Origin of the sequence: Micromonospora phytophila, assembly GCF_023656545.1 — a bacterium.
GTDB classification, from domain to species: domain Bacteria; phylum Actinomycetota; class Actinomycetes; order Mycobacteriales; family Micromonosporaceae; genus Micromonospora; species Micromonospora phytophila.
In genome coordinates this window covers 1-18,637 of record NZ_JAMOKF010000026.1, presented here as the reverse complement: position 1 = coordinate 18,637, position 18,637 = coordinate 1, and the positions used below count along the sequence as shown (strand labels likewise).

Annotated in this window: 19 protein-coding genes; 11 read left to right on the top strand and 8 right to left on the bottom strand. The window is 72.3% G+C overall.

Going from position 1 to position 18,637, the window contains the following annotated elements; genetic code table 11:
- Positions 1-47: 47 nt before the first annotated feature.
- From NCC78_RS06520 to NCC78_RS06510, 3 genes are all read right to left on the bottom strand, one after another.
- On the bottom strand, positions 48-1,037 hold the full coding sequence (locus NCC78_RS06520) for a sigma-70 family RNA polymerase sigma factor (RefSeq protein ID WP_250792363.1): 990 nt from the start codon (positions 1,035-1,037) through the stop codon (positions 48-50).
- Positions 1,038-1,549: 512 nt separating this feature from the next.
- The gene (gene murQ / locus NCC78_RS06515) at positions 1,550-2,497 is read right to left on the bottom strand and encodes an N-acetylmuramic acid 6-phosphate etherase (RefSeq protein ID WP_250792362.1); all 948 of its coding nucleotides are present in this window, start codon (positions 2,495-2,497) and stop codon (positions 1,550-1,552) included.
- The gene (locus NCC78_RS06510; protein ID WP_250792360.1) at positions 2,494-3,408 is read right to left on the bottom strand and encodes a MurR/RpiR family transcriptional regulator; all 915 of its coding nucleotides are present in this window, start codon (positions 3,406-3,408) and stop codon (positions 2,494-2,496) included. Before NCC78_RS06510 ends, murQ begins: the two co-directional genes overlap by 4 nt.
- A gap of 288 nt (positions 3,409-3,696) precedes the next feature.
- Between NCC78_RS06510 and NCC78_RS06505 the strand changes: the two genes are divergently transcribed.
- A complete protein-coding gene (locus tag NCC78_RS06505) occupies positions 3,697-4,389 on the top strand; it encodes an SDR family NAD(P)-dependent oxidoreductase (RefSeq protein WP_250792358.1) in 693 nt (230 codons plus the stop codon).
- A gap of 63 nt (positions 4,390-4,452) precedes the next feature.
- Here the strand turns inward: NCC78_RS06505 and NCC78_RS06500 are convergent, their stop codons facing one another.
- Complete coding sequence (locus NCC78_RS06500) at positions 4,453-5,157, bottom strand: dTMP kinase (RefSeq protein ID WP_250792357.1); 705 nt, start codon at positions 5,155-5,157, stop codon at positions 4,453-4,455.
- Here NCC78_RS06500 and NCC78_RS06495 point away from each other — a divergent pair.
- The 5 genes from NCC78_RS06495 (at position 5,093) to NCC78_RS06475 (ending at position 7,752) form a co-directional block, all read left to right on the top strand.
- A complete protein-coding gene (locus tag NCC78_RS06495) occupies positions 5,093-5,905 on the top strand; it encodes a nucleotidyltransferase (protein WP_284706259.1) in 813 nt (270 codons plus the stop codon). The two genes, NCC78_RS06500 and NCC78_RS06495, sit on opposite strands and share 65 nt — an antisense overlap.
- Complete coding sequence (locus NCC78_RS06490) at positions 5,902-6,177, top strand: BON domain-containing protein (RefSeq protein WP_250792353.1); 276 nt, start codon at positions 5,902-5,904, stop codon at positions 6,175-6,177. The genes NCC78_RS06495 and NCC78_RS06490 overlap by 4 nt, the downstream gene beginning before the upstream one ends.
- Before the next feature lie 10 nt (positions 6,178-6,187).
- Positions 6,188-6,964, top strand: a complete 777-nt coding sequence (locus NCC78_RS06485) for a metallophosphoesterase family protein (RefSeq protein ID WP_250792351.1) — start codon at positions 6,188-6,190, stop codon at positions 6,962-6,964.
- A complete protein-coding gene (locus tag NCC78_RS06480; protein WP_165947907.1) occupies positions 6,955-7,098 on the top strand; it encodes a GPGG-motif small membrane protein in 144 nt (47 codons plus the stop codon). Before NCC78_RS06485 ends, NCC78_RS06480 begins: the two co-directional genes overlap by 10 nt.
- 159 nt (positions 7,099-7,257) lie before the next feature.
- Positions 7,258-7,752, top strand: coding sequence for a TspO/MBR family protein (locus NCC78_RS06475; protein WP_250792349.1), 495 nt, complete (start codon positions 7,258-7,260; stop codon positions 7,750-7,752).
- A 45-nt stretch (positions 7,753-7,797) separates the two neighbouring features.
- Here the strand turns inward: NCC78_RS06475 and NCC78_RS06470 are convergent, their stop codons facing one another.
- A complete protein-coding gene (locus tag NCC78_RS06470) occupies positions 7,798-8,571 on the bottom strand; it encodes a peptidoglycan DD-metalloendopeptidase family protein (protein WP_250792347.1) in 774 nt (257 codons plus the stop codon).
- Positions 8,572-8,821: 250 nt separating this feature from the next.
- Between NCC78_RS06470 and NCC78_RS06465 the strand changes: the two genes are divergently transcribed.
- The 5 genes from NCC78_RS06465 to NCC78_RS06445 all read left to right on the top strand — a co-directional run bounded on the left by NCC78_RS06465 (position 8,822) and on the right by NCC78_RS06445 (position 15,090).
- Complete coding sequence (locus NCC78_RS06465; protein ID WP_250792346.1) at positions 8,822-10,168, top strand: ABC transporter substrate-binding protein; 1,347 nt, start codon at positions 8,822-8,824, stop codon at positions 10,166-10,168.
- A 70-nt stretch (positions 10,169-10,238) separates the two neighbouring features.
- Entirely contained in the window at positions 10,239-11,279 is a 1,041-nt protein-coding gene (locus NCC78_RS06460) for a carbohydrate ABC transporter permease (protein ID WP_250792344.1), read from the top strand.
- A gap of 1 nt (position 11,280) precedes the next feature.
- Entirely contained in the window at positions 11,281-12,246 is a 966-nt protein-coding gene (locus NCC78_RS06455) for a carbohydrate ABC transporter permease (RefSeq protein WP_250792343.1), read from the top strand.
- Between the two features lie 60 nt (positions 12,247-12,306).
- Positions 12,307-13,353 (top strand): LacI family DNA-binding transcriptional regulator, encoded by a 1,047-nt coding sequence (locus NCC78_RS06450; RefSeq protein WP_250792341.1) that lies wholly within the window; start codon positions 12,307-12,309, stop codon positions 13,351-13,353.
- 63 nt (positions 13,354-13,416) lie between these two features.
- Positions 13,417-15,090 (top strand): glycoside hydrolase family 13 protein, encoded by a 1,674-nt coding sequence (locus NCC78_RS06445; RefSeq protein ID WP_250792411.1) that lies wholly within the window; start codon positions 13,417-13,419, stop codon positions 15,088-15,090.
- Between the two features lie 37 nt (positions 15,091-15,127).
- Here NCC78_RS06445 and NCC78_RS06440 read toward each other — a convergent pair whose 3' ends face one another.
- The 3 genes from NCC78_RS06440 to NCC78_RS06430 form a co-directional block, all read right to left on the bottom strand.
- Positions 15,128-16,552, bottom strand: coding sequence for an MFS transporter (locus NCC78_RS06440; RefSeq protein WP_250792339.1), 1,425 nt, complete (start codon positions 16,550-16,552; stop codon positions 15,128-15,130).
- A gap of 64 nt (positions 16,553-16,616) precedes the next feature.
- Positions 16,617-17,729 carry a DUF5925 domain-containing protein gene (locus NCC78_RS06435; protein ID WP_250792337.1) on the bottom strand — a complete coding sequence of 371 codons (1,113 nt, stop codon included), beginning with the start codon at positions 17,727-17,729 and terminating at the stop codon, positions 16,617-16,619.
- Positions 17,730-17,769: 40 nt separating this feature from the next.
- Positions 17,770-18,637: FGGY-family carbohydrate kinase (locus tag NCC78_RS06430; protein ID WP_250792335.1), on the bottom strand; the 868-nt coding region annotated here is incomplete at its 5' end.

Here is an 18,637-nt window from a genome sequence, read left to right as displayed (position 1 = left end):
GGCGTCCCCCTATCGGACGCCGGCCGTTCGCCGTCATTACTACCAGCTCAGGCGGCCTGGAGCCCCTCGGCCCGGGCCAGCTCGCGGAGCCGGCCGAGCGCCTGGATCTCCAGCTGCCGGATCCGCTCCCGGGAGAGCGAGAACCGCGAGGCCACCTCGGTGAGGGAGTGCTCACGGCCGTCCTCCAGCCCGTAGCGGGCCCGCATGATGCCGGCCGAGCGGTCGTCGAGGTGGTTGAGCAGGCCCTCGATCCGCTGCCGCTCCAGGCCGGTGAGGACGATCTCCTCCGGCGAGGGGGCGTCGCTGTCGGCGACCAGGTCACCGAGCTTGGTGTCGCCGTCGTCGCCGACGGGCGTGTCCAGCGACACGGTGTCCTGCGACCAGCGGACCAGCTCGTTGACGCGCTCGACGGTGACGCCGAGGGACGCCGCGATCTGCTCCGGCTCCGGGTCGGCGCCCAGCTCACGGGTGAGCTGCCGGGTCACGTTGCGCATCCGGTTGACGTCCTCGACCAGGTGCACGGGCAGGCGCACGGTGCGCTCCTGCTGGGCGATCGCCCGGCTGATCGCCTGGCGGATCCACCACGTCGCGTAGGTGGAGAACTTGTAGCCACGCTCGTAGTCGAACTTCTCGACCGCCCGCACCAGGCCGGTGTTGCCCTCCTGGATCAGATCCAGCATGGGCATGCCCGAACGGACGTAGCGTCGGGCGATCGACACGACCAGTCGCAGGTTGGCCCGGATGAACAGGTCCTTGGCCCGCTCACCCTCGACGACCAGTCGCTCCAGGTCTTCCCGGTCGACACCGGCGGGGACGCGGTCCTCGCCGAGCAGGTGCTCGGCGTAGAGGCCGGCCTCGATGGTCTTGGAGAGTTCGACCTCCTTGGCGGCGTCCAGCAGTGGCGTCCGGGAGATCTCGTGAAGGTAGACGCCGACCAGGTCCCGCTCCTCGGCAACCTCGTCGGTTCGCATGCCGATGTTCTTGTCCACGTTGCCCACGGTCCCCTCGTTCGCGCCGGTTGCCCGGTTCCTTGCCATCCCCACGTCCATCAGCCCTCCCCCGTAACTTCCGCTGTGCCCACCGGTGCTGACACCTACACAACAGATGAGACGTGTCGGGGATTCCATGTCGTGAGTCGAAACTGTCACGAATGCCTGATAATCAGCTGAGAGCACGGTCCACGTTTGCTGTCAGCACCCCGTGTGGCGGCTCTTCGGGGGCACCACGTACGGGTCGGTGGATCGGCGGAACGCCGTCCGCCCCGGTTCATGGCAACACCGCCCGCCCCGGGGGCACAGCGACCCGGGTCACCACCGAGCTGCGATCCTGGTCACTGCCAGATACGCGCCGCCGGACCGGTCGGTTCATCCACGCCCGTGGTAATACCCCACCCCCAGGTGAACAATCCGCAGCCCGAATCCATGCCCACCTGCCGTGAAGTCCTGGCATCACCACCGCGGGACCACGGACGTCGTCACCCCGAGCGGCCGTCCGAGCACCCAGGGTCGGGGGTCGGGGCAGGTGGCGGGACGGGTGGGACGGGGTGGGGTCAGGAGGCGAGGAGGTCCAGGGCGTTGCGGACCTGGTGGGCGGAGCGGGCCAGCGCGGCCCGCGCGGCGGGGACCCCCGCTCCGGAGACGAGGGAGACCAGTGCCGTCTTCAGGTCACCGTCCGCCTCGTTGAGGGCCCGCCGGCAGACCTCCTCAGCGCACCCCGTGGCCTCCATCAGGATCGAGATCATCCGGCCCCGGAGCTTGGCGTTGGTGGCCACCATGTCGATCATGAGGTTCGAGTAGACCCGGCCCAGTCGGACCATGACGGCCGTGGAGAACGTGTTGAGCACCAGCTTCTGCGCGGTGCCCGCCTTCATCCGGGTCGACCCGGTGACCACCTCGGGTCCGGTGTCCACCCCGATGAAGACGTCGACCGACCGGGCGGCCTCCGCCTCCGGGTTCGCACAGAGCAGCACGGTCGCGGCGCCCTTCGTCCGGGACGCGGCGAGCGCCCCGAGGACGTACGGTGTGCGTCCGCTGGCGGCGAGTCCGACCACCAGGTCGCCGGAGCGTACGCAGTCGGCGGCCTCGGCCGCACCGCCCCGGTCGTCGTCCTCGGCGTCCTCCACCGCCCGCCACATGGCGTCCGGCCCACCGGCCAGGTGGGCGCAGAACCAGTGCCGCGGGGAGTTGAAGGTGGGCGCCAGCTCGGCCGCGTCGAGCACCCCGAGCCGGCCGGAGGTGCCGGCGCCGAAGTAGTGCACCCGGTGTCCGCCGCGCAGCGCGGCGACCGCCAGATCCACCGTCGTGGCGATCTCGTCGAGCACGGCGGCGACGGCGGCCGGCACCCGCCGGTCCGCCTCGTTGATCACCGAGAGCACGTCCCGGGTCGACATCAGGTCGAGGTCGGCGCTGAGCGGGTTGCGCCGTTCCGTCGGCGCGCCGACCCGGACCACCGGTCGGGCCGCGATCGCAGGCGCCGCCTCGTCCGCGTCGGCCGTCATCCCCGCCTCCGCCCCGGGCCCACCCGGTGCGACTGGACCGCCTCGGCGGTCACCTCGAGGGCCTTCCTGGCCCGGGCGCGGTTGCGCGCGGCCACGCCGACGAAGAGGCAGTCGACGACGGTGAGCTGTGCCAGGCGGCTGGCCATGGCCCCGGACCGGTAGGTGGTCTCCCGGGCGGCCGTGGTGAGCACGAAGTCGGCGACCTCGGTGATCGGCGAACGCGGGAAGTTGGTCAGCGCGACCGTGGCCGCGCCGCGGGACCTCGCCTGCTCCAGCACCTCCACCACGTCCGAGGTGGTGCCGGTGTGCGAGATGCCGACCGCGACGTCGCCCCGGCCGAGCAGGGCGGCCGAGGTCAGCGCGGTGTGCACGTCCGGGAAGTAGAAGGCGGTGCGCCCGATGCGGTGCAGCTTCTGCTGGAAGTCCGAGGCGACGAAGCCGCTGGCCCCCGCGCCGTAGATGTCGATCCGGCCGGCGCCCGCGATGGCGTCGACGACCTGCTCGCAGACCGCCGGGTCGAGCTGTTCGGCCGTCTCCTCGACGGCACGGGCGTCGTTGAAGGCAATGGTCGCGATGATCTGGGCGAGGTCGGCGCCGGGCGGGATGTCGCCGCCGACGACCCGCGCGTCCGGCGGCTCGACCCGACGGGCGGCCTCGGCGGCCAGCCGGATCCGCAGCTGCGGGTAACCGTCCATGCCGACCGACCGGCAGAACCGGATGACGGTCGCCTCGGAGGTCTCGGCGGCGGTGGCGAGGTCGGTGATCGTCCGCCGGGCGGAGCCGGCCGGGTCGGCCACCACGAGCCGGGCGACCCGCTGCTCCGCCGGCGACAACGACGGCAGCAGGCCGCTGATGTGGACGATCAGCCCACCGGGCTCGTGACTCACGGAAATCTTCGGACTCTTCGCCACGGATGAAACTTACTTTCATGAGGCGTGAGCGTCAACCATCACGGCGCGTGTTGGGGAAAGTACCGCAGACCGGGACCAGCGGTCCTGCTCAGCGTGCCATTCTCACAGTGCCGCCGCCTCCTCCGGGAGGCCGGCCCCGACCTGCCGGACGGCTGCGACCGACCGCCGTCACCACCAGACCATGCCACCTCCCCGGCTTCCGCGGGCCCCGGGACCCCCCGATCCCGGCCGTCGGCCCGGCCGACCCGGGGAGCCCGGGCGGTCGCGCCGGGCACTAGCGTGTGGCGGATGACGGATCGCAGTGTGCTGGTCACCGGCGGAACGGGCGGACTGGGCGGTGCGGTCACCGCCGCCTTCGCCGAGGCGGGCTGGCGGGTGGTCGTACCGGGACGCCAGGGCCCGGAAACGGCGGGCCCGGCGGCGGGCGGACCGGTCCGGCTGGTCGCGGACCTGACCGATCCGGCCGGCGCGGCGCGGGCCGTCGCGGTGGCCGCCGAGGATCCGAGGGCCCCGCTGCGGGCGGTGGTCAACCTGGTCGGCGGGTACGCCGGGGGCAGCGTGGTGCACGAGACGCCGGTCGAGGAGTTCGACCGCATGCTGACGCTCAACCTGCGACCGACCTGGCTGGTCACCCGAGCGGCGCTGCCGCACCTGGTGGCGGCCGGCGGCGGCGCGGTGGTCTGCGTCTCCTCCCGGGCGGCCGTCGCCCCGTTCCCCGGCGCCGCCGGGTACGTCACCGCCAAGGCGGCGGTCCTGGCCTTCGCGGGCGCGGTCGCGGTGGAGTACAAGGCCGCCGGGGTGCGCTGCAACACCGTCCTGCCCAGCGTCGTCGACACGCCGGCCAACCGGGCCGCGCAACCTGACGCCGACCACTCGCGCTGGGTCACCCCGGCCGAGATCGCGCCGGTGATCCGGTTCCTGGCCTCCGACGAGTCGGCCCCGACCAGCGGCGCCTCCGTTCCGGTCTACGGCCGCGCCTGACCGACCGGACACGCGCCACGGCCACGCCCGAGCCACCGGTCACGCCCACAGGCCCCGGTCGCCTCAGAGGGCCACCGGGCCCACCGCCACCGGCTCGACGTCCGGTGGGACGGGCCGGACCCGGCTCTCGCCCACCCGCAGCCAGCCGGCGAGGTGCTCACGGATCTGCCGGGTGACCTCCGCCGGCGGGCGCCCGGCGTCGACCACCACGAAGGTCGGATACTCCGGCAGCGCGCGGTACGCGGCGTCGGCCGCGGTCAGGTAACGCATGCTCTCGTGGTCGGTGCCCCGCTGCTCGATCCGCCGGTACGCCTCCGCCGGGTCGACGGCCAGCAGGAAGGTCACCTGGGGCGGCGGGAAGACGCGGTAGCCGATCCGGGCCAGCCGCTCCCAGCGGCGGTGCCCGCCGTGCGCCCGGATGCTCGCGTACTGGCAGACGGAGTAGCGGTCCATCACCGCGATCCGGCCGGTGACGAGCCGGCTGAGCACGGCGCCGGCGATGGCCAGCCAGCGCAGCACGGACTCCACCGCCAGCATCCCGTTCCGCCCGACGAGCCGTTGGGCGTCCGGGCGGCCGAGCCGGTGCGCGAGGCGGCCGAGCCAGCGGCGCCCGCCGGCGTTGCGGTGGTAGGTGGCGGGGTGCCCCGCCGCGGTGAGCGCGTCGGCCAGCCGGTGCGCCTGGGTGGTCTTGCCCGAGCCGTCGATGCCGATCAGGGCGACGGCGCGCAATCGGGCCCTGCCGCGCCGCGCCCGCGTTGATCTGGACACCCTCCCCACGCTATCCGACCCGTGCTCGCGATCCCGGAGATTTGTACCTTCGGCTCCCGGTTGGCCCCACCCGCGCCCCCTGCCAGGTGTGGCCGGCCGGAATGCCGGGTACCGAAGTTCGATCGAGTCGCCTGCCCACCTTCACCACCGACGGGAGATCCAGATGGCCGAGCGCGGGGACGAGACCCTGGTGCACACCCTGAAGAAGGTCGCGGCCGTGCTCAAGCAGGAAGAGATTCCCTTCGCACTCGGGGGCAGCTTCGCGGTCTACGCCCACGGCGGTCACTCCAGCGAGCACGACGTCGACTTCCTCATCCGCGAGGTCGACGTGGAGCGGGCGCTGGAGTCCCTGGTGACGGCGGGCTTCACCGCCGAGCGCCCGCCGGAGGACTGGCTGGTCAAGGTCTTCGACGACGGGCGGATGGTGGATCTGATCCACCGGCCGATCGAGACCCCGGTGACCGAGGAGACCTTCGCCGACACGGTGGTCCGGCCCGTCGACGCGATCCACATGCCGGTGCTCTCGGCCACCCAGTTGATGGTGCACAAGCTGCTCAGCTTCTCCCAGCACTACTGCGACTTCGCCCGAGCCCTGCCGCTGGCCCGCTCGCTGCGCGAGCAGATCGACTGGGAGCGGGTACGCAAGGAGACGCAGCACTCGCCGTACGCCGAGGCGTTCCTGGTGCTGCTGGACCGGCTGGACGTGGTGCCGCACTCCGGCACCCCGGAAGGAAAGGGGACACCGTGACCGAGCATCGCGCCGGCGGCACCGGGCCGCCCGACGAGTACATCGAGGCGGAGATCCACCGCCTGCTGGCCGAGGATCCGGACGTCGCCGAGCAGGGGATCACCGTGGTCCGGCGGGAACGCGCCCTCGTGCTCTACGGCGAGGTGGAGAGCCCGCACCGGCGGGAGGAGATCCTGCGCCGGGTGGCCGAACGCTTCCCGGACGTGCCGGTCACCAGCGACATCGGGGTGATCCGGACGCAGGCGCCCACGGAGATCGAACAACTGCCCTGAGGGAGGGTTCATGGTGATCCGGATCGCCGCCGTGGGCGACGTGCATCTGGACGAGGACGTGGTCGGCCGGTTCCGGCCGGCCCTGGAGGAACTGCCCGGTCAGGCCGACGTGCTGCTCCTCGCCGGTGACCTGACCCGGCACGGCACCGAGTCCGAGGCCCGCTGCGTGGCCACCGAGTTCGGCGGGCTGGGCGTGCCGGTGGTGACCGTGCTCGGCAACCACGACCACCAGTGCGACCAGGTGCCGCAGGTGGTCAAGGTGCTCGAGGACGCCGGGATCACCGTGCTGGAGGGCGACGGCGTCGTAGTGGACTGCGCCGGGGGCCGGCTTGGCATCGCCGGGGTCAAGGGATTCGGCGGCGGTTTCGCCGGCCGCTGCGCCAGCGACTTCGGCGAGCCGGAGATGAAGGCGTTCGTCCGGACCACCACCGACAGCGCCGACGCGCTGGGCGCGACGCTGCGCGGCCTGGATTGCGACGTGCTGGTCGCCCTCACCCACTACTCGCCGGTGCCGGACACGCTGGCCGGCGAGCCGCTGGAGATCTACCCCTTCCTGGGGTCGTACCAGCTCGGTCAGGCGATCGACTCGGCGCCGACCGCGCTGGCGCTGCACGGGCACGCGCACGCCGGCACCGAGCGGGGCACCACCCCCGGCGGCGTCCGCGTCCGCAACGTCGCCCACCCGGTGATCAAGCAGGCCTACAGCATCTTCCACCTCGGCGACCACCTCGATCACCCGCAGGTTTCCGGGATCGGCGCCTCGGGTATTCAGCAGCCATGGAGCTGATTCTCTGGATTCTCGCAGTCGTACTGGTGGTCGCCGGCATCCTGGCGCTGTTCCGCCGGCAGATCCTGTGGGGCGTAGTCCTCATCGTGGTCGGCCTGCTGGTCGGTCCGGGTGGTGTGAGCATCTTCAATTGACGTGGCGGCTATACGCCGCCGTCCGGGACCCGCCGGGGTCGTCGTGACCGGAGTTCCGTCCTCCCAGACAGGAGCACCGGACACGACGACCCCGGCGTCGTGCCGTTCGGAGGTCGACCGCGAGGTTTGGCGGCCCGCGCGGCGGGAGATGTCTCGACCATGGAGATAACTGGGAGCGCCCGCCGTAGCGACGGTGCGCGCAGGTGGTGGGCACTGGCCGGCTTCGGGGTGGCGGTCTTCGCCGCCGCCGCGATCGGCGGGCTCGGCGTAGGGGGCACCTCGGCCGAGTACGCGAGCCTCGAACAACCCGCGTGGGCGCCGCCGTCCTGGCTCTTCGGGCCGGTCTGGACCGTGCTCTACGCGATGATCGCGGTGGCCGGCTGGCTGGTCTGGCGCCGGGTCGGCTTCGGTCCCGCCCTCTGGGCCTGGACCGCGCAGTTGGTGCTGAACGCGATCTGGACCCCGCTCTTCTTCGGCGCCGGCCGGTACGGGCTGGCGTTCGCCGAGATCCTGCTGATGTGGGCGGCGATCGGCGTGACGGTCCTGCTCTTCGCCAGGGTCTCCCGGCCGGCCGCGCTGCTGATGCTCCCCTACTGGGCCTGGGTCACCTTCGCCGCCGCGCTGAACTTCTCCATCTGGCAGCTGAACAGCTGAGCCGCAACGGGGCCCCCGGTCGGCCCGGGAGCCCCGTCGCCCGTCTCAGCAGCGGGGCACGTTGGGGATGTAGCCGTCGCTGCCGGTGTAGACGTACGCGTCGGCGATGTAGCGGCCGGTGCCGATCCGGTCCCAGATCGAGCTGGTGCCGTACGTGCCGGTGACGCTGGTGCCGCTGGTCTGGCAGTAGATGGTCACCCGGGTGCCATCGGCGACGGTGCCGACGGCGTCGTAGCCGGTGCCGGGGCCGGAGCGCACGGTCAGCGCGGTGCCGCTGGTGTTGACGGTGCCGGAGCCGGTGGTCGAGGAGCAGTTGTTGTCGCTGGTGTACGACTTCGTCCCCCAGTACAGGGCGAGCGAGCCGTTGAACCGGACCTGGATGTCGGCGCCGTTGAGGCGCTGCTCGTAGTGCAGGTGCGGGCCGCTGGAGCCGCCGGTGCTGCCGACCCAGCCGATCACCTTGCCGTAGCCGACGCTCTGGCCGACGGAGACGTTGAAGCCGTTGAGGTGTGCGTAGTACGTCGTGTATCCGCCGCCGTGGTCGATCCGGACGTACTTGCCGTAGCTGGTGCCGCCGAGGTCGGTGACCCGGTCGACGGTGCCCGGCGCGCTGGCCACCACCGGGTCGCCGAGGTCGTCGGTGCGGTTGAAGTCGACCGCGTACGCCGGGCTGTGGTCGGTCCGGGTCTGGCCGGACCAGGACTGGCCGCACGGGAACGGCAGCTTGAACGTCGGGGCGGCCATCGCCGGGGCCGCCGGGAGCAGGGTGCCCACCGCCAGCAGACCGGCCGCGATCAGGCTGAACCACCTCTTACCCATCCAGCACCTCCTATGTTGAAATCCTTCGATCACCTGGCCTCAGCCTGACAGATATCGCCACTGATCGAAAGAGGCGGGGATCTGGACCGGGAGCGTGCCCACGAGGCAACGGCGCGGTTTCCGGATTGTTACTCGGTCGTGTCCGGCAGGGGGTGGACCCAGCCCGATGCAAGCGCTTACATGTGGGGACGCCCATCGGACCGGCGCCAGGTCATCGAGCACGACCGCGCCGGCTAGGAAGGAGGACGGCATGGCGGTCTCTACCAGACCACGCCAGGCCTTCGTGATCGCCGGCGTACTCGGGCTGGCGCTCAGCGCCACCGCCTGCGGTACCGGCGACGACAAGAAGAGCAGCGACGCGGGCTCCGCGGAGTGTGCCGCATACGAGAAGTACGGCGACAACGACGGCAAGAAGGTCTCCATCTACGCGTCCATCCGGGACGCGGAGGCCGACCTGCTGGAGCGGTCGTGGGAGCAGTTCACCAAGTGCACCGGCATCGAGATCGACTACGAGGGCAGCGGCGAGTTCGAGGCGCAGCTCCCCGTGCGGGTCGACGGCGGCAACGCGCCCGACATCGCCTTCGTGCCCCAGCCGGGCCTGGTGAAGCGGTTCGCCGACGCCGGCAAGCTGAAGTCCCTCGGGGCCGACACCAAGGCCATGGCCGAGCAGAACATGCCGGCCGACTGGCTGAAGTACGGCACCGTCAACGGGACGCTCTACGGCGTGCCGCTCGGCGCGAACGTCAAGTCCTTCGTCTGGTACTCGCCGAAGACGTTCAAGGAGAAGGGCTGGGAGGTTCCGACCAGCTGGGACCAGCTCGTCGCCCTGAGCGACAAGATCGCCGCCAGCGGCATGAAGCCGTGGTGCGCGGGTGTCGAGTCCGGTGACGCCACCGGCTGGCCGGCGACCGACTGGATCGAAGACCTGATGCTGCGTACGCAGACCCCCGAGGTCTACGACCAGTGGACGACCCACGCCATTCCGTTCAACGACCCGCGGGTCGCCGAGGCGGTCGACCGGGCCGGCAGCATCCTCAAGAACGAGAAGTACATGAACGGCGGCTTCGGCGGCGTCAAGAGCATCACCACCACCTCCTTCCAGGAGGCGGGCGTGCCGATCACCAACGGCAAGTGCGCGATGCACCGGCAGGCGTCGTTCTACGCCAACCAGTTCCCCGAGGGCACCAAGGTGGCCGAGGACGGCGACGCGTTCGCCTTCTACTTCCCGGCCATCGACCCGGCCAAGGGCAAGCCGGTGCTGGGCGCGGGCGAGTTCGTCGTCGCCTACGCCGACCGCCCGGAGGTGCAGGCGGTGCAGACCTACCTCGCCTCGGGTGAGTACGTGAACAGCCGCGCCAAGCTGGGCAACTGGCTCACGGCGAACAACAAGCTGGACATCGCCAACGTCGCCAGCCCGATCGACAAGCTCTCCGTCCAGATCCTCCAGGACAAGAGCGCCGTCTTCCGCTTCGACGGATCCGACCTGATGCCGGCCGGCGTCGGCGCGGGGACGTTCTGGAAGGGCATGGTCGACTGGCTGAACGGCAAGCCGACCGCTCCGGTGCTCCAGGGCATCGAAAACAGCTGGCCGAAGTAGTTCTCCGTCGGTGGTCCGGCCCGCAGCGCGGGCCGGACCACCGATCGAGCCGACCCCTGAGGGAGGGTTGATGGACTTCGCCGACGAACAGCCGAAGCTCCTCATGCTGATGTACGGGCTGATCGCCTTCGTGGTGGTGGTGGGCGGTCTGCTCCTGCTGCTCGACGTCGTGCCGGCCTGGTTCGCTCGGCGACGGGAGGCGCAGCTCGTCGCCGCCTCCGCGAGCGGCGCTCCGCTCCCCCGCCGGCGCAAGCAGCGGGAGGGCCTGTTCGCGCTCTTCTTCCTGCTGCCGACGGTGCTGTTGCTCACCGTCGGGCTGGTCGTCCCGGCCATCCGCACCACGATGCTCTCCTTCATGGACAGGAGCAGCAACGACTGGGTCGGGCTGGGTAACTACGAATGGATGTTCTCCGACGGCTCGATCGTCCGGGTGCTGATCAACACCCTGGTCTGGGTGCTCCTGGTCCCGCTGGTGGCGGCCTCGTTCGGCCTGCTCTACGCCGTCCTGGTGGACAAGGCCCGGTTCGAGGCCGTGGCCAAGTCCCTGATCTTCCTGCCGATGGCTATCTCCTTCGTCGGCGCCAGCATCATCTGGAAGTTCGTCTACGCCTACCGCGGTGAAGGAGACCAGATCGGTCTGCTGAACCAGATCGTGGTCAGCCTCGGCGGCGAACCGAAGCAGTGGCTGCTCGAGTCACCCCTGAACACGCTGCTGCTGATCGTCATCATGATCTGGATCCAGGCCGGTTTCGCCATGGTGGTGCTCTCCGCCGCGATCAAGGCGATCCCCGCCGACATCGTGGAGGCCGCCCGGCTCGACGGGGTCACCCCGTGGCAGATGTTCTGGCAGATCACCATGCCGAGCATCCGGCCGGCGCTGATCGTGGTGGTGGTGACCCTCTCGATCGCCACGCTCAAGGTCTTCGACATCGTCCGGACCGCGACCAACGGCAACTACGACACCAGCGTGATCGCGAACGAGATGTACAACCAGGCGTTCCGGTACGGCGAGAGCGGGCAGGGCTCCGCGCTCGCGGTCTTCCTCTTCGTCCTGGTCATCCCGGTCGTGATCTACCAGATCCGCAACCTCCGTCAGCAGCGGGAGGGCTGAGATGACCACCGCCACGCCCACAGTTGCCGTCGGCAGCCAGGAGACCGACGCCCCGAGGACCACCGCGGGCCGGGTCCGCAAGCGGCTGAACAGCCGTACCGCGACCCTCGTCTCGATCGTCATCGCGGTGCTCTGGACCATCCCGACCTTCGGCCTGTTCATCTCGTCGCTCCGGCCGGAGGACGAGATCAAGACCACCGGCTGGTGGACCGCCTTCACCAACCCGCAGTTCACCCTCGAGAACTACCAGCAGGTGCTGTTCGGGCAATCCTCGTCGTCCGGGCAGCTCGCCGGCTACTTCATCAACTCGCTGGCGATCACGATCCCGTCGGTGCTCTTCCCCCTCGCCTTCGCGGCCCTGGCCGCGTACGCGCTGGCCTGGATCAAGTTCCGGGGTCGGGACTGGCTCTACATCGCGATCTTCGCGTTGCAGATCGTGCCGCTGCAGATGGCCCTGGTGCCGCTGCTGAAGTTCTTCTCCACCGGGGTCACCCTCGGCGGCGTGACCCTGATGCCGGCCTGGGACCTGGTCGACGAACAGAAGTTCGCCCAGGTGTGGTTCGCGCACACCTGCTTCGCGCTGCCGTTCGCCGTGTTCCTGCTGCACAACTTCATCTCGCAGCTCCCGGGCGATCTGATGGAGGCGGCCCGGGTCGACGGGGCCACCCACCCGAGGATCTTCCGCACCATCGTCCTGCCGCTGATCACCCCGGCCCTGGCCGCGTTCGGCATCTTCCAGTTCCTCTGGGTCTGGAACGACCTGCTGGTCGCGCTGATCTTCGCCGGGGGCACCGCCGAGACGGCGCCGCTGACCGTCAAGCTCGCCGAGATGGCCGGCACCCGGGGCAACGAGTGGCAGCGCCTGACGGCCGGCGCGTTCGTGTCGATCGTCGTACCGCTGACCGTGTTCCTGTCCCTGCAGCGCTACTTCGTGCGAGGTCTGCTCGCCGGCAGCGTCAAGGGCTGATGGCCTCCGCCGCCGCCGGGCCACCGGCGGCGGCGGAGCTGGGCGCTGAGCGGGGGTACCGTGACGAAGATCGATGATGTCGCACGCCTGGCCGGGGTCTCGACGGCCACCGTCTCCCGGGCGCTGCGGGGCCTCCCGACGGTCTCGGCCGCGACCCGCCGCCGGGTGCTCGCGGCCGCCGAGCAGCTGGAGTACGCCGTCTCGCCGAGCGCCTCGCGGCTGGCCGGCGGCCGGACCGGCACGGTCGCGGTGGTGGTGCCCCGGATCACCCGGTGGTTCTTCGGCATCGTCGTCGAGACCGTCGAGGACTTCCTCCACCAGGCCGGCTACGACCTGCTGCTGCACAACCTCGGCGGGCGGGAGCAGATCCGCCAGCGGGTGCTGCGCACGGCCAACCTGCACAAGCGGGTGGACGCCATCATGCTGGTCGCCACCCCGCTGCGACCAGCCGAGCTGACCGCCCTCGCCGCGCTGGACCTGCCCGGCGTGATCATCAGCTCCGGCACCGTCGTCCCCGGCTGGCCCTGCGTCCGTATCGACGACGTGGCCGCCGCACGGACCGCCACCCGGCACCTGCTCGACCTCGGCCACCGGCGGATCGCGCACATCTCCGGCGACCCCGACGACGAGCTCGCCTTCACCACCCACCTGGACCGGCGCCGGGGCTACCGGGACGCGCTGCGCGAGGCGGGGCTGCACCCGGACCCGAGCCTGGACGTGGAGTCGCAGTTCACCATCGACGGCGGCAACCGGGCCACCGAGGAGTTGCTCCGGCGCGGCGACCCGCCGACGGCGATCTTCGCGGCCTGCGACGAGATGGCCATGGGGGCGATGACCGCGCTGCGCGACGCCGGCCTGCGGGTGCCGCAGGACGTCAGCGTGATCGGCATCGACGACCACGACCTGGCCGGCGTGCTCGGGTTGAGCACCATCGCCCAGCCCGCGGCGGAGCAGGGCCTGCTCGGCGCCCGGATCCTGCTCGACCCGCTCGGCGGCCGGACCCTGGAACCGCCGGGCCGCCCCGGGGGCGACCCGCCCGGATCGCCGGTGATCCTGCCCACTCGGCTCGTCGTCCGCGCGTCGACCGCGCCACCCCGGGCAAACTAGCGGGAATCGCCGGCGTCCCGCCCAGCACCACCGATCGTCCGGCTCGACACACGGGAGAAGGCCCTGAACAGCAACGCGACGCACCAGGACACGTCCGCCGGTCCGGCCACCGGCTGGTGGACCGAGGCCGTCATCTACCAGATCTACCCGCGCTCCTTCGCCGACTCCGACGGTGACGGCATCGGCGACCTGCCGGGCATCACCGCCCGCCTCGACCACCTCGTGGAGCTGGGCGTCGACGCGGTGTGGCTGTCGCCGTTCTACCCGTCCCCGCAGGCCGACGCCGGGTACGACGTGGCCGACTACCGGGACGTCGACCCGCTCTTCGGCAGCCTCGCCGACGCGGACAAGCTGATCGCCGAGGCGCGCTCGCGCGGCCTGCGGGTGATCGTCGACCTGGTGCCCAACCACACCTCGTCGGCGCACCGCTGGTTCACCGCGGCGCTGGCCGCCGCCCCGGGCAGCCCGGAGCGCGACCGGTACATCTTCCGCGACGGGCTCGGCGACGACGGCGCGCAGCCGCCGAACGACTGGCAGAGCGTCTTCGGCGGCCCGGCCTGGACCCGGGTCACCGACCCCGACGGCCGGCCCGGCCAGTGGTACCTGCACCTGTTCGACACCGGACAGCCGGACCTGAACTGGGACAACCCGGAGGTCCGGGCGGAGTTCCTGGACGTGCTGCGGTTCTGGCTGGACCGCGGCGTGGACGGCTTCCGGGTCGACGTGGCGCACGGCCTGATCAAGCAGGCCGACCTAGCCGACTGGGAGGAGCCGCAGGAGATCCTCTCCGGCAACGAGATCGACAAGCCCCGCCCGCCGATGTGGGACCAGGAGGGCGTGCACGAGATCTACCGGGAGTGGCGCCGGGTGCTCGACAGCTACCCGGACGAGCGGGTCCTGGTCGCCGAGGCGTGGGTGGAGCCGGCCGAGCGGCTGGCCCGCTACGTCCGCCCCGACGAGATGCACCAGGCGTTCAACTTCGAGTACCTGCTCGCCTCCTGGACGGCCCCCGCCCAGTACGCGGTGATCACCCGGTCGCTGGAGGCCACCGACGCCGTCGGCGCCCCGACCACCTGGGTGCTCTCCAACCACGACGTCGTCCGGCACGCCTCCCGGCTCGGCCTGGACGTCCGCGGTGGCCGGCCCAACGGCATCGGCATCGGCGACCCGCAGCCCGACACCGCGCTCGGCCTGCGCCGCGCCCGGGCGGCCACCCTGCTGATGCTGGCCCTGCCCGGTTCGGCCTACCTCTACCAGGGCGAGGAGCTGGGGCTGCCCGAGCACACCACCATGCCGGACGAGGCCCGGCAGGACCCGACCTGGAAGCGCAGCGGGCAGACCGTGCGGGGTCGGGACGGCTGCCGGGTGCCGATCCCGTGGGAGGCCGACGCCCCCTCGTACGGCTTCGGGCCGACCGACGCCAGCTGGCTGCCGCAGCCGCCGCTCTGGGCGGAGTACGCGCTGGACCGGCAGCGGGACGCGCCCGGCTCGACGTACGAGCTGTACCGGACCGCGTTGCGGCTGCGCCGCGAGCACGGGCTGGGCCGGGGCACGCTGGAGTGGCTCGGCACCGGCGACGAGGTGCTGTCCTTCCGCAACGCCGGGCTGACCGTGCTGACCAACTTCGGCGACGCCGCCGTGCCGCTGCCGGCCGGGGCCGAGCTGGCGGTCTCCAGCGCCCCGCTCACCGACGACGGCCGGGTCCCGACCGACGTGACGGTCTGGGTCCGGGCCTGACCCGACGGGGCCCTGCGCAACCTGCGCGGGGCCCCGTTCACAACTTCCCCGCCCGGGCCCGCAGCAGCTCGTGCACGTCGGCGATGTCCCGGGGCGAGGTCCGCGAGGCCCGCCAGTACATGACGCCGGTCGGGATGAAGAAGAGCTGGAAGACGGCCAGCCCGACGGCGTAGTTCAGCGGCGGCGGGAAGGCCGCCCGCAGGCCGTGGAAGGCCACCCCGACCAGGCCGTTGCCGGCCGCCCGGCCCACCCCGTTGACCAGATTGCCGAGGCTGTAGACGGTGCCCCGGTGCTCCGGCGGGTTGACGTCGGCGATCAGCGCGAACCAGTTCGGCGAGTTCGCCGAGGTCAGCGCCAGCGCCACCACGGCGGTGAGCAGGCTCAGCCCGACCGTCGGCTCGGTGACCACGCTGGCCAGCACCGCCCGGACGACCGTCCCGCCGCCGGCGCCGTCCGGCACGTCGATGCGGACCGGGACGAAGAAGAGCACCAGGTAGAACGGCAGCGCCGCCAGCACGCCGACCGCCGCGACCAGCGCCCGCCCCCGGGGCGTACGCCGTTGCAGGGCGTCGCCCAGCAGACCGCCGACGATCGAGAGCACCCCACCGAGCTGGAACAGGGTGGCGAAGACGCTGCCCACCACGACCGCGGTCGCCGCCGAGTAGCCCTGGTCCTCGGCCCGTTCGGCGAAGAGCACCGGCAGCCAGACCAGTGACCCGAAGGCCGCCTGCGCGGTGAGGCCCTGCATGATCAACCATCGGTTGGTCCGCCGGCGCAGGACCGTCGGCAGGTCGGCCCGGCTGATCCGGTAGTCGTACTCGGCGCCGGTGGCCAGCGCGTCGGCCAGCTCCGGTTCGCTCTGGCCGCGCCGGATGTCGTAGGTGAACAGGTAGGCGGCGGTCGCGGCCAGGCCGACGACGGTGAGCACCAGGAAGGGCCGGCGCCAGTCGGTGGCCCCGAGCAGCCCGCCGACCAGCGTCCCGGCCAGCGTGCCGACACCCTGGGACAGCCCCCAGAAGCTCATCACCAGCCCGCGGCGGCGGGGCGAGATCAGATCGGTGACCACCGAGAACCCCACCGAACCGACCGCGCCGAGCCCGACCGCGGCGAGCAGCTGCGCGGCGAGGAAGGCGGGATAGTTCGCCGCGACCGCGCTGCCGCCCGTGCCGGCGGCCCAGATCAGGGTGCCGACCATCAGCAGCGGCTTGCGGTTCGTGCGGTCGCCGACGTACGCCCAGCCCACCGCGGCCACCGCGCTGGCCAGGAAGCTGACGGCGGTGACCAGGCCGAGCAGCCGCTGCGGCACGTCGAACGCCTCGGCGATCGACCCGTACAGCGGCGGGACCAGGCCGATCGCCACGTTGTCCAGCGAGGCGAGCAGCACGAACACCACGACGCTGTAGAAGCGGCGGGCGGCGGCCCCGCGCCCGGCCCGCGCCGGCCCGCCCCGGGTCAAGGTCATGTCCGGCAGCCAACCAGGATCAGGTCACGACCGGGTGACGGCGCGCCCGGGTGCACGGCCAACCTCAGAGGTAACCCCCGACGGGGACCGTGGCGGGCGGGACGACCGGCGTCCCGGCGCGCAGCGCGTACAGATCGGCCAGGGTCGCCCCGTCCGGCGGGACCCCCGCCGCATTGCCCAGCCAGCCCGTCGCCTCCCCGTACGACAACCGTCCGACCTCGATGCGGGCCAGGCACCGGCCGGGTCGCACGACCGCCGGGTGCAGCCGGGACAGGTCCTCGTTGGTGCTGATCGCGACCAGCACGTGCCGGCCCTGGCCGAGCAGCCCGTCGGTGAGGTTCAGCAGGCGGGACAGCGCCTGCCCGGCCGCCTGCCTCGCCTCGCCCCGGATCAGCTCGTCGCAGTCCTCCAGGATCAGCAGCCGCCACCGGCGTTCGGGCCCGTCGCCGCCGTGCTCCTGTTCCCCGACGGCGACCTCCGACAGGTAGGCCGGGTCGGCGAAGAGTTCCTCCGGATCGAGCACGCAGTCGACCTGGCACCAGCTCCGCCACTGGTGAGCGAGCGCCCGCAGCGCCGTGGTCTTCCCGGTGCCCGGCGGCCCGTGCATCAGCACCAGGCGGCCGGTGACCGCGGCGGGCGTGAGCGCCATCAGCCCGCCCAGCTCGGTACGCGCCGAGGCTGCGTAGTTGGACCGGATGGTGGACCAGCCGGGCGCGGCGATCCGCCGGCTGTCCCGCTGGGCGCCCCGCCGGGGGCTGTTGTGCCAGAAGCCGATCGGCTCGGTGCCCGACTCCACCGGTTCGGCGCCCCCGCTGACGATCTCCTTCAGCACGGCACCGCCGACCTCGCCGTCGACCGCCGTGACGGTCACCTCCGCGCCCCGCCCCCGCCAGTTGACCACCCGGAGGGTCCAACCGTCGCCGGTGGCGAGCCGGACGGCGCGGTTCCGCTCGATCGCGGTGCGGACCAGCTCAGCCCGGTCCGGGACCAGCTCCGCTCCCGGGCGCAGCTTGGCCAGCCGGACCGTCCGCGCCCACCGGTGGCGGCCGGTGACGAAGTCGGCGAGCAGCAACGAGTCGACGACGTCGCCGGGAGTGTCCAGGTCGTCGTATTGGATGACGGGGAGCGGGCCGGGGCCGGCTGCCGGGGCGTCGCACGGGGCGGAAGCGGGATGCACGCGGCGATCATCGCGAATGGAGGTCACCGCGTACAGCGCATTAGCCGCCCGAGGCCGGTGGTGTCAGGCGGTCCGCCACCCGGTCGCGGACGGCGGCGTACCGCTCGCGGATACCGGGTACGGGCGTGGCCTCGTACTCCTCGGTGCCGGGCAGGGCCCACGCGGGCGGCGCCGCGCCGCCCAGGGCGACCCAGGCGGCTTGGCGGGCCGCGCCGTCGGCGACGTACTCCCCCGGCGGCGGTGCGACCACCGGACGGCCGAAGACCTGCGGCGCGATGCGACGCACCGCCAGCGAGCGCGCCCCGCCGCCGATCAGGATCACCCGCTGCACGGTGGCGCCCTGCGCGGTCAACGCGTCGAGGCCGTCGGCGAGCGCGCAGAGCATCCCCTCGACCGCCGCCCGGGCCAGGTGCGCGGCTGTGGAGGTGCGCAGGGTGAGCCCGTGCACCGCGCCGGTGGCGAGCGGCCGGTCTGGGGTCCGCTCGCCCTCCAGGTACGGGACCATCACGAGACCGTCGGCACCGGCCGGGGCGGCCAGCGCCAGCTCCGCCAGCTCGTCGAGGCCGACCCGGAGCAGCGACGCGGCGGCGTCGAGCACCCGGGCGGCGTTGAGCGTGCAGACCAGCGGGAGGAAGCGGCCGGTCGCGTCGGCGAACCCGGCGACCGTGCCGGAGCCGTCGGCGGCCGGCACGTCGGCGACGCTGAACACCGTGCCGGAGGTGCCGACGGAGACCACGACGTCGCCGGGGCCGGCGCCGACGCCGAGCGCGGCGGCGGCGTTGTCGCCGGTGCCCGGACCGAGCAGCACCCCACCGGACGGCGCGCCGACGGACCCCCGATCCCCGAGCCCGCCGGACCCCGCCTCGCCGAGCACGCCCGGGCGCAGGATGCCGGCGGGCCCCGCCGGG

What these genes read in the sequence shown, in the direction of transcription:
- NCC78_RS06520 (WP_250792363.1), bottom strand. Translation starts at nt 1,037, where the DNA reads ATGGCAAGGAACCGGGCAACCGGCGCGAACGAGGGGACCGTGGGCAAC.
- murQ (WP_250792362.1), bottom strand. Translation starts at nt 2,497, where the DNA reads ATGACGGCCGACGCGGACGAGGCGGCGCCTGCGATCGCGGCCCGACCG.
- NCC78_RS06505 (WP_250792358.1), top strand. Translation starts at nt 3,697, where the DNA reads ATGACGGATCGCAGTGTGCTGGTCACCGGCGGAACGGGCGGACTGGGC.
- NCC78_RS06495 (WP_284706259.1), top strand. Translation starts at nt 5,093, where the DNA reads ATGCCGATCAGGGCGACGGCGCGCAATCGGGCCCTGCCGCGCCGCGCC.
- NCC78_RS06485 (WP_250792351.1), top strand. Translation starts at nt 6,188, where the DNA reads ATGGTGATCCGGATCGCCGCCGTGGGCGACGTGCATCTGGACGAGGAC.
- NCC78_RS06480 (WP_165947907.1), top strand. Translation starts at nt 6,955, where the DNA reads ATGGAGCTGATTCTCTGGATTCTCGCAGTCGTACTGGTGGTCGCCGGC.
- NCC78_RS06475 (WP_250792349.1), top strand. Translation starts at nt 7,258, where the DNA reads ATGGAGATAACTGGGAGCGCCCGCCGTAGCGACGGTGCGCGCAGGTGG.
- NCC78_RS06470 (WP_250792347.1), bottom strand. Translation starts at nt 8,571, where the DNA reads ATGGGTAAGAGGTGGTTCAGCCTGATCGCGGCCGGTCTGCTGGCGGTG.
- NCC78_RS06465 (WP_250792346.1), top strand. Translation starts at nt 8,822, where the DNA reads ATGGCGGTCTCTACCAGACCACGCCAGGCCTTCGTGATCGCCGGCGTA.
- NCC78_RS06460 (WP_250792344.1), top strand. Translation starts at nt 10,239, where the DNA reads ATGGACTTCGCCGACGAACAGCCGAAGCTCCTCATGCTGATGTACGGG.
- NCC78_RS06455 (WP_250792343.1), top strand. Translation starts at nt 11,281, where the DNA reads ATGACCACCGCCACGCCCACAGTTGCCGTCGGCAGCCAGGAGACCGAC.
- NCC78_RS06440 (WP_250792339.1), bottom strand. Translation starts at nt 16,552, where the DNA reads ATGACCTTGACCCGGGGCGGGCCGGCGCGGGCCGGGCGCGGGGCCGCC.